We start from the raw sequence: 9,307 nt of genomic DNA on the forward strand, positions 1-9,307 counted from the left end.
TTATTCCGGTGAGACCGGCCGATCCGTGGCCCCTTTTATTCCCGGTGTTCTCATGCGTGGGTCGCGTTGAACGCACTCTGAAGACGGTACCAGGCGTCACCGAAGCAAGCGTCAATCTCGCGACCGAACGCGCCAGCATCTGCGGGGCGGCGCCCGTCCAGGATCTGATCGCAGCCATCTCTGACGCAGGCTATGTTGCCAGGACGGTCGAAGCGTATCCGGCAGCAGGTGAAGAAGCGATGGGGCGCAAGGATGTCGAGCGCCGAGGCCTCCAGCGCGATTTAATCATTGCGACGATACTGGCCCTGCCGGTACTTCTGCTCGAGATGGGATCGCACATGATCCCAGGCATTCACTTGGCGCTCGCGAACAGTATCGGCATCCAGGCGAGCTGGCATATCCAGTTCGCGCTGACCACCCTTATCCTCATGGGTCCAGGCCTGCGCTTCTATCGCAAGGGCATTCCCGCGCTATTGCGTCTGACGCCGGACATGAACTCGCTTGTCTCGATTGGCACGCTCGCCGCATTCGCCTATTCGCTGGCCGCAACCTTCACACCCGAAGTCCTCCCGTCCGGAGCAGTGAACGTCTATTATGAAGCGGCCGCCGTCATCGTCGCGCTGGTCCTTCTCGGGCGCTATCTCGAAGCGCGCGCAAAGGGACGCACCTCCGAGGCGATCAAGCGCCTTGTGGGGCTGCAGGCGAACACCGCGCGTGTTCGCGGTCACGCCGGTCTGACCGATATCCCCATCGCACAGGTTCGGACCGGCGATATCATCGAGGTGCGCCCGGGCGAGCGGATCCCCGTCGACGGTACAGTGACCGAGGGCCAGAGTTTCGTCGATGAATCGATGATCACTGGCGAGCCGATCCCGATTGCCAAATCGGAGGGTGCATTCTTGGTAGGCGGTACGGTCAATCAGCAGGGGGCCATTGCCTTTCGCGCGGACGCCGTCGGCGACGCAACGATGCTTGCACAGATCATTCGCATGGTCGAACAGGCGCAGGGCGCGAAGCTTCCGATCCAGGCGCTGGTCGACAGGGTGACGATGTGGTTCGTGCCTGGCATCATCGGCGTGGCTGCCCTCACCTTCGCTGCCTGGCTCTATTTCGGTCCCTCCCCCGCGCTGACCCTCGCGCTTGTAAACGCCGTTGCCGTGCTGATCATAGCCTGTCCGTGCGCCATGGGCTTGGCGACCCCGACCGCCATCATGGTCGGCACCGGCCGGGGCGCAGAGCTAGGGGTCCTCTTCCGGAAGGGCGAGGCGCTCCAGCTATTAAAGGACGCGAAGGTGGTTGCTATCGACAAGACCGGCACGCTGACCGAGGGCCGTCCTGCGCTCACCGATCTGCAGGTCACGCCCGGGTTTCATCGTGCTGCGGTGCTGGGTTCGATCGCGGCTGTCGAGAGCAAGTCCGAGCATCCGATAGCCCACGCAATCGTCGAGGCGGCGAAGGTCGAGGGGATTGAGCTTCCATCGGTCGCAGCCTTCGAATCACTCACCGGCTTTGGCGTGAAAGCAGAGGTAGGCGGCAAGCAAGTCCAGATCGGCGCCGACCGCTATATGTGCGATTTGGGCCTGGATATTTCCGCTTTCCATGAGACCGTCGAGCGGCTTGGACACGAAGGCAAATCGCCCCTTTATGCTGCGATTGACGGCAAACTGGCAGCGATCGTCGCGGTGACCGATCCCATCAAAGAGACGACACCTGCCGCGATTGCGGCGCTGCATGCCCTGGGCCTCAAGGTTGCGATGATCACCGGCGACAATGCGGTCACGGCGCAAGCAATTGCGCGTCAGCTGGGCGTTGAGGAAGTGGTCGCCGAGGTTCTGCCCGGCGGCAAGGTAGAGGCTGTGCGTCGACTGCAAGTCACGCATGGCACGCTCGCGTTCGTTGGCGATGGCATCAACGACGCCCCTGCCCTGGCACAGGCCGATGTCGGCCTGGCAGTCGGCACCGGCACGGACGTCGCGATCGAGGCGGCCGATATTGTGCTGATGTCGGGCCATCTCACCGGTGTGGCGAGCGCTATCGCGCTCTCTCGCGCCACCATCGGCAACATCCACCAGAACCTGTTCTGGGCCTTCGCCTATAATTGCGCGCTGATACCGGTGGCGGCAGGCGTCCTCTACCCTGAGTGGGGCATCCTCCTGTCGCCGGTATTTGCTGCCGGTGCTATGGCGATGTCGAGCGTATTCGTCTTGGGCAATGCGCTGCGCCTGCGCGGTTTTCGTGCGGTTGATGCATCGGTCTCGGCTTCAGGCGAGCGGCGCTGATACAGGAGAGGCCGATGAACATTGGACAGGCAGCAAAGGCGTCGGGCGTCTCGGCCAAGATGATCCGCTATTATGAGCAGAGCGGTTTAATTCCAAAAGCTGACCGGCGGGAGTCCGGCTATCGCACCTATTCGGCAGCGGACGTCCATATGCTTCGCTTCATCCGGCGGGCGCGGGACCTTGGGTTCGCGGTCGCGGAAATCCACGATCTGCTAAGCCTTTGGCGGGACAAGACCCGCCAAAGCGCCGACGTAAAGCGGATCGCAAAGGCCCATATCGGCGAGCTGCGTCGTCGGATCGACAGTCTCGAAAAGATGGCAGGAACACTCGAAGCGCTTATGGACTGCTGTGCCGGGGATGATCGGCCAGACTGCCCCATTCTCGCCGATCTGGAAGAACCCGCACAGGAACCGACAGCCCTCGATCCTGTTACGAGACGCAAGGCACGGCTCCACCATCTACCAAGCTGAGGCGAGACGTCAGAGGATGGCAGAGCCGATGTCTGCCTGCCCGGTTGCTTCACAGGTCCTACCCATCCAGTAAAGCAACACTGCCGCCCCCGTGGCGAAGAGTGAATGCTCAAGACCAGCAGACGACGGCCAACGGTTGAACGCCCAATTTGCGGATCAAAGCCGGCAAATCGCTCGTGCAAGAGCCTTTCGGATCTGAAAATCATGACTTGGATTTAATATTCGTGTCAGACGGCTGCCGGGAAATGTCGGCACATTGATGGCTATTCTCGGGGCGCAGCGTCCGAAGGCTTGCTCCGAACTTTAGGCGCTTGGCGCCGCAGCGTTTCAAAGAAGGAGGCAAGGATCCCGAAGCACAGCTTCATCCGGCGCTGATCGCGACGGTATTCAGGTGCGCACGACCTGGACGTCGTGCACACCACCAATCAGGTGGCCAACCGCAACCGTATGAGGCGCACTTACAGCCGATTTTATAGCGCCGAACCATCGCCCCGTGGGTCAGTGACCGCCCGGTAGCAAGCCGCGACAGCCTGATCGTGCCAGGCCGCCTGTTGTCGAAACGCACGGGAAGATGAGTGCGACAATGCCCCTTTTGACCCCGAAGAGCAGAATGCTGCGACGACAACCCGCTCGATACGCCATCGCGGTTCTTGGCCTCTTCGCTGCTCTCGTTTGGGCACCGTCGCTAACACACACATATCGGCCCACAAAACCGCCATCGGACCCGTGCGACAGGTTGGGCATAGTCAGCACGTCGCCGTTGGCGAGGGAAGCAGCAGACGGTGTACCCATCGTCAAGATTCGTGACGGCGCACCAGCAGCTTTCGCCGGCCTCATGCCTGGCGATGTCGTGGTCGAGTTCGCCGGCCGAAGCATCCAAAACCGCCAAGATCTGGTGCAGGCCGTTGCATCGACACCACCCGGCGGCTTTGTACCGATCTCCTTCGAGCGGCGCGAGGAACGCTTTTTGACTGTGATGCGCCTCCCTTAGCACGCAGGCGGCGCCGCGCTGTTCCAGTTCTGCACGCGACAAGATGACCAGCACGTTACTCCCTGCACCGCGCAACACCCCTGTTCTCACCTTCACGCGTTCAAGTTGGACCGAGAACAGGACCGTCGAGCCATGCGAAGCTTCCATTCTCCATGCAATCGTAGCCTTGTCGCTCCCGCTAAATTCCAAAGCTTGCGATCCCAGATCGTCGGATCAACGACGAATATCCACGACGCATGCTGGAGAGCGCTGTTCAACTCCCCGGCCATCGCCGCCGGCCATCCCTAGTCGCTGCGTGACAACAGCATCCCCTCAACTGGTTCCCGGCAGGCGGCAAGGCAGCGCTCCTGCGCTCGCAGGAGCGACCACGTCAACTTCGCATGATAGCCCCCGTCAGCGCTGAACCCTTCTTCGCCGAAGGCTATGCGTCCGCGGCAGCGGTCGGTATTTAGCGGGCCGGACAGCCGCACCGGGAATGCAAAGTTTAGCCACGTTCCCAAGCGGATCAGAACGCCTTTACGGTCTCAGTTCTCTGTATAGCCTCTGGACTGCGATGAAGGTCCCTCAAGACATCCGGCGCGACGATGACACCATGATTACAACGATTACAACTTTCGTTCGCTGATTGCACCAAACCTCCCAATAGCGCAGATTGGAAGCAGTCCAGAATGGACTGAGAGCCGGAGGCTCACATGTCAGCGCATTTGTTAAGGGCTGCGATCGGGTCAACGATGGCGTTCACACTGACCGGTTGCGCGACTTACGCGCCGCCACGTCAATCATATGCCTATTTCGTTGTACCATGCTCCACACCGGGAGCGTTTCCGGCTGAACCGGCAATCGAGGTGCCGCGCGCTGGTGTATCGCAAGCGGTGCCGCGCGACACTCCGCTTTCCCCTCAAGCAGGAGCGTCGCCAGCACCGCCGCCCCGCGCCTGCTTGATCGCTGCCGCTGTTTCGCGTGCGGGCTACGCTCGTCCCTATTATGGCGGTTCGGATTACTACGGTCGCTACGGTTACCCATTTTTTGGCTCGATCGGCATAGGCGTGCATGGCGGTGGCCACGGCTGGGGTGGATATGGTGGTCACGGCTTTGGTCATGGCGGCGGCGGTCATGGCGGGAGCCATGGCGGACATGGAGGCCACTAAGCGCGTTGTTTTGCCGTCCGCGCCTTCGCATGCCGGCGCGACAGGCCTTCTGGGCTTGAATCCTTTTGAATATGAATGGCCCTCATAAGCGCGCAGCGTCATGCTGCTGTTTTGACCTCCGGCAGCAGACACTATGTCGGCTCCTGGCAGGATGCTGGCGTCACACCCCCCAATCTATGTATCTGTTGTTTTTCTTGTTCCGGTCACCGCCGGCAATCCTGCAAAATCGAACCGATCCTCGCAGTCTGATCCAGCGCCTACCAAAAATGTTCACTCTACGACTTTGCCAGCGAGCCAATCGCTACAGACGATGCCACCGCCAGCCTCGCGACAGGTGGAGGCATATCGAGAAAAGAAGTGGACGAGCAAATCCGCCTATGTAACGGGGTCAGTTATCGCTGGAATTCGGACAAGAACCGAGCAGGCCGTCGCTGCCGTCAGGTCAGCCGGATGTTCTGAGAGGAAATGCCAATGCTCATGAAGTTTAGCCTACTCACGGTAGCGCTGCTGTCAGCAAATTCGGTTTCTTGGGCGCGGGATGTCGGATCGGCATCGGATATTGCCGCGGTCAAGAACGTACTTTCCCAATATCAGGGCGCGATCGAAACACTCGATGTCCGCGGGACCGAACGACTGTTCGCCGCAGACTCCGAAATCTTTGAGTCCGGCCATTCCGAAGGAAGCTATGGCCGCTATCTGGAACATCACCTGCAACCCGAGATGGGCGAATTCAAATCCTTCAAATTTTCTGATTATTCAGTATCAGTTCGCGTTGAGGGTTCAGTCGCTTTCACTAGCGAAACCTACCATTACAGGATCGAGCCCAAGAAAGGAACTCCAGTGGAAATGCAGGGTGTTGCGACCAGCGCGCTCAAAAAAGTTGATGGCGACTGGAAAATCATCAGCATGCACAGTTCCGGGCGCCGTATCAAAGCCACGACCTGATTGGACGAGCTTAGTTCGATCGAAGAGAGCAACAAGCGACCGCGAGGTCGCCTTGAATGCAATCGTCACTGGCCTTGCGGCTTGGATCATGCCTTTCCCGAGCGACGAGATGATGTCGCTCGACCTGAAGTCTTTCTCAGCGACCAATCGAGGCTATCGCGCCGAAAATCTCCTCGGTGAATTTCGTGAGCAATTCAGCAATCCCTGCACCGAAAAGTATCAGGCAGAGGAACAGCACGATGAATTTCGGCAGCAAACTGATGGTTTGCTCGTTGACCGAGGTCGCAGCCTGAATGATCCCGATGATCAGCGAAACGATCAGAATCGGTAAGAGCAGGACAGCCAGAATAAGACCTAGGATCGCGACCATCCGGCCAGCCTCATCCCAAAGGAGAGACTGGTCCAAGTGCTTCACATCCCGGATGCTGGCGGGGCAAGCGTACCCAGCCAAGCAACCAGTCCCATGATCACGACGACGAGGCCCGCCTCAATGCCCAGACTGCGCCGCAAGGCACCGAGCGCGCCATTGTGGTCGGCTGTTGCTATCGACCGTTCGAAAGCGGGCGTAAGCCGAAAGCGATTGAGCGCTGCCAGCGCCAACATACCTACGAACAGCGCCACTTTGATCACCAGGAGGCGTCCGTACAGATCCGCCATCATCGACGGAACATTGCTTGGCCCGACCAGTAGCCAGCTATTGACCAAGCCTGTGACCACGATTGTCGCGACGACCACGGTTCCTATGGCCCCGAACCCGTGAAGGGCGCGGTGCGTAAGTTCGAGATGGGCAGTGTCCACCCTCGAAGCGGGCCGCGCCAGGAGTAAAAGCAAGCCGAACAACGCGCCAATCCAGACGCCCGCGGCAAGCAAGTGCACAATATCCGCAGCGAGATGAAACCAGCCTAGAGATCCCTCATCCATCGCGCCATGCCCGGTCCAGGCAAGGGTGCCCATGGCGACTGCGGATGCCGTCATGGCGACGAGCAAGGATCCTGTCCGCTCGCCGGCGAAAATTGCCGCAGCTCCAGCAACGGCCAAGGCAATCATCCGCACCACCCAGGCGCTACCGATCGGACCTCCGACGACGAGTGCAGCGACCGCAGTGCTGTCCACCGGCCAGATCGGCGTTCCAGCCATGACCGAGACCATCAACAGCATGGCGAACGCGGAGACGACAAGGCCCGCAAGCGCAAATCCACTGAGCCACGGCCTAAGCACGAGCGCGCTTCCGCGCTCGTGCTTCTGCAACCCATAGAGGCTGAAGGCCGACAGGCCGAAAAGTGCCGCCAGCACGAGATACACCGCGTAGCGGACGATAATGGTCGACCCGTCCTGCATGGATCAGCGCACCGTGAAGGTCTGGCGGCCCGCGATCTTGTGCGTGTCAGACGACACAACGTTCCATTCGACCGAATACTGACCGCGCGGAAGTGCTGATTTCGGCGTGATGACCAAGGTCATGCCATCTGGTCCAACAGCCGAAGTGCTCGCCATCTTCATGGCTGCCATGCCGGGCATCGCCGCCATGGTGATATCCGCCTTGGAGAAGGCCGGCACCAGCTTCTCGCTGAACTTGAGCGTGATCTTGGCAGGCGAGGCCACCGAGGCGTTGGCCGCCGGGTCCGATGAGACCAGCTTGGGATGGGCAAAGGCGGTGCCACCGGCAAGCGCCAAGGCAAGGGCAGCAGCTGTAACAACAAAGCGACGCATTGAGCTTATCTCCATTCTGTTGGGCTCACCTACAGTTACGCATCCCCGCGCTGGACCCCTCACGCGCAAAAAATAAAAGCGGTGCATGTCCCGTTTCGTGAGGGGTCACGATGATCGCCGCGTAATCTGTGATAAGAGCGTTGGAGTGATGGACATGGACAATCTTGACGCGCTGCTAGGGCAGCTTGCGCGAGCGCCGGTGCACCCGGGCCTTGCGTCGATGGAACACCGCGTGTTGGCGACGATTTCGTCCAGAACGGCACGGCAGGCAGGTCTCGGAGTAAGCATTGCTACGATCACCGCCGCGCTGCTGATCGGTGTCGCGGGAGGCGTTCCAGCCTCCGCTACAGATGCATCGCCGCTGATCCCCTTAGGGCCGAGTTCGCCGCTCGCCCCGTCAACATTGCTGGCCGGCGTTCCATGAAACCGGGTTGGCGAACCGCGGTGACGATCGTCACCGCTTTTGCCGCGGCGATCGGCGGTGTCTTTGTGGGCCGCGAACTGCTGCCGCCGGTCCCGCGACCAGGCGCGGAACTGCACGACGTGCTGCACAACAAGCTGGACCTTGATAATGCTCAAAAGGCCCGCCTGGAAGCGCTCGAACAACGCTATGCCGTTCGCCGGCGCGCACTCGAACTCGAGCTGCGAGCGGACAATGTCCGCCTGGCCGAGGCGATCGAAGCAGAGCATGGTAATGGGCCGCGGGTGGCGGAAGCCGTCGACCGGAGCCATGCGGCGATGGGCGAACTCCAAAAAGTCACGCTCTCGCATATTTTCGCCATGCGGGAGCTTTTGAAGCCGAACCAAGCGGCTCAGTTCGATCAGGCGGTGGTGAAGGCGCTTACCGAAGATGCGCGGTGAGCGTGGACTGGACCATGATGTCCGACGGCGAACTCGCCGTTCTCAGCCAAGCCGGTCGATCGCAAGCGTTCGCTGAAATCGTTCGGCGATACGAAACGGCGATTTTTCGTCTTGCCAGAGCCTTTATTGGCAACGCCGATGATGCCCTGGATATTACGCAGGAAACGTTCATCTCCGCACATCAGGCTCTCTCCAAATATGATGACGCGCGCGCGATGCGGATCTGGCTTTCGACCATCGCACTCAACAAGTGTCGGGACCTGGCTCGCAAACGAAAGGTTCGCCGTCTTTTGTGGATCACCGATCCGATTACCGAAGAGGCTGAAGCAATTGCTGACGATCAGGTGGGTATCGAGGAGGCAGTTGCCAGTCGCGAGGAGCTCGATCGCGTAAAGCTCTTGATCTCGGCCCTTCCAGTAGCGCTGAAGGAGCCACTCGTCCTTCGGACGCTCCAAGGCTTGAGTCAGGCTGAGACGGCGAAAATCCTTGGGATCAGCGAAAAGGCGGTTGAGACCCGCCTGTATCGAGCAAGAGCACGCTTGATCGAGCAGCTGAACGCCTAGAAATCGATCTTCAGGTCCTCGTTCGTTCGATGTCGCGGCGAATGGTGGTGTCCGTAATTTCGTCCCCGCGCACGCCTCCCCCTGCCCGGGGGCGATATTGTCGTTGAAGCGCTCTTGGACAGGTCGCAATCCCTCCGCCGGAGCCGATCAACCACAATAACCGGCGTGCCAAGAATTTCACCGAGCCTGGAATCTTTTCATGAGGGATGCGCTCATCAGCCGCGTATCTTTGAAGAGAAGCCACTTCCGGTCGAGCTAAGAGGGAAAATGCAAAATCCATATAACCGACGAGAGCTTCTTCGCGGGGGCATGATGGCTGGAGGTGGTTTGGCGCTGGCGG

At 60.1% G+C, this 9,307-nt stretch carries 12 protein-coding genes; 8 read left to right on the forward strand and 4 right to left on the reverse strand.

Going from position 1 to position 9,307, the window contains the following annotated elements:
• From ACEK02_RS15570 to ACEK02_RS15590, 5 genes are all read left to right on the forward strand, one after another.
• The coding region (locus ACEK02_RS15570) for a heavy metal translocating P-type ATPase (RefSeq protein ID WP_371422523.1) at nucleotides 1–2,279 on the forward strand (2,279 nt) is incomplete at its 5' end.
• A 14-nt stretch (nucleotides 2,280–2,293) separates the two neighbouring features.
• A complete protein-coding gene (gene cueR, locus ACEK02_RS15575) occupies nucleotides 2,294–2,749 on the forward strand; it encodes a Cu(I)-responsive transcriptional regulator (protein ID WP_371422524.1) in 456 nt (151 codons plus the stop codon).
• Nucleotides 2,750–3,509: 760 nt separating this feature from the next.
• Nucleotides 3,510–3,740 carry a PDZ domain-containing protein gene (locus ACEK02_RS15580; protein ID WP_371422525.1) on the forward strand — a complete coding sequence of 77 codons (231 nt, stop codon included), beginning with the start codon at nucleotides 3,510–3,512 and terminating at the stop codon, nucleotides 3,738–3,740.
• Nucleotides 3,741–4,790: 1,050 nt separating this feature from the next.
• On the forward strand, nucleotides 4,791–4,976 hold the full coding sequence (locus ACEK02_RS15585; protein ID WP_371422526.1) for a hypothetical protein: 186 nt from the start codon (nucleotides 4,791–4,793) through the stop codon (nucleotides 4,974–4,976).
• Nucleotides 4,977–5,359: 383 nt separating this feature from the next.
• Nucleotides 5,360–5,833, forward strand: coding sequence for a nuclear transport factor 2 family protein (locus tag ACEK02_RS15590; RefSeq protein ID WP_371422527.1), 474 nt, complete (start codon nucleotides 5,360–5,362; stop codon nucleotides 5,831–5,833).
• 136 nt (nucleotides 5,834–5,969) lie between these two features.
• On the opposite strand, the gene ACEK02_RS15595 is transcribed toward ACEK02_RS15590, so the two are convergent.
• Genes ACEK02_RS15595 through copC form a run of 3 tightly spaced genes read right to left on the reverse strand, consistent with a single transcriptional unit; the run spans nucleotide 5,970 to nucleotide 7,543 of the window.
• The gene (locus ACEK02_RS15595; protein WP_371422528.1) at nucleotides 5,970–6,239 is read right to left on the reverse strand and encodes a flagellar biosynthetic protein FliQ; all 270 of its coding nucleotides are present in this window, start codon (nucleotides 6,237–6,239) and stop codon (nucleotides 5,970–5,972) included.
• A 5-nt stretch (nucleotides 6,240–6,244) separates the two neighbouring features.
• Complete coding sequence (gene copD, locus ACEK02_RS15600) at nucleotides 6,245–7,171, reverse strand: copper homeostasis membrane protein CopD (protein WP_371422529.1); 927 nt, start codon at nucleotides 7,169–7,171, stop codon at nucleotides 6,245–6,247.
• A 3-nt stretch (nucleotides 7,172–7,174) separates the two neighbouring features.
• Nucleotides 7,175–7,543: a copper homeostasis periplasmic binding protein CopC gene (copC, locus tag ACEK02_RS15605; protein ID WP_371422530.1), complete on the reverse strand. Its 369-nt coding sequence runs from the start codon at nucleotides 7,541–7,543 to the stop codon at nucleotides 7,175–7,177.
• A gap of 154 nt (nucleotides 7,544–7,697) precedes the next feature.
• On the opposite strand from copC, the gene ACEK02_RS15610 reads away from it, so the two are divergent.
• The 3 genes from ACEK02_RS15610 to ACEK02_RS15620 are packed head-to-tail and all read left to right on the forward strand — an operon-like array spanning nucleotide 7,698 to nucleotide 8,967.
• Complete coding sequence (locus tag ACEK02_RS15610) at nucleotides 7,698–7,967, forward strand: hypothetical protein (RefSeq protein ID WP_371422531.1); 270 nt, start codon at nucleotides 7,698–7,700, stop codon at nucleotides 7,965–7,967.
• Between the two features lie 20 nt (nucleotides 7,968–7,987).
• Nucleotides 7,988–8,404 carry a periplasmic heavy metal sensor gene (locus tag ACEK02_RS15615; RefSeq protein ID WP_371422532.1) on the forward strand — a complete coding sequence of 139 codons (417 nt, stop codon included), beginning with the start codon at nucleotides 7,988–7,990 and terminating at the stop codon, nucleotides 8,402–8,404.
• A 14-nt stretch (nucleotides 8,405–8,418) separates the two neighbouring features.
• Nucleotides 8,419–8,967, forward strand: a complete 549-nt coding sequence (locus ACEK02_RS15620; protein WP_371422533.1) for an RNA polymerase sigma factor — start codon at nucleotides 8,419–8,421, stop codon at nucleotides 8,965–8,967.
• 10 nt (nucleotides 8,968–8,977) lie between these two features.
• Here the strand turns inward: ACEK02_RS15620 and ACEK02_RS15625 are convergent.
• Nucleotides 8,978–9,307: hypothetical protein (locus ACEK02_RS15625; RefSeq protein ID WP_371422534.1), on the reverse strand; the 330-nt coding region annotated here is incomplete at its 5' end.

Source organism: Tardiphaga sp., assembly GCF_041424195.1.
GTDB lineage: Bacteria > Pseudomonadota > Alphaproteobacteria > Rhizobiales > Xanthobacteraceae > Tardiphaga.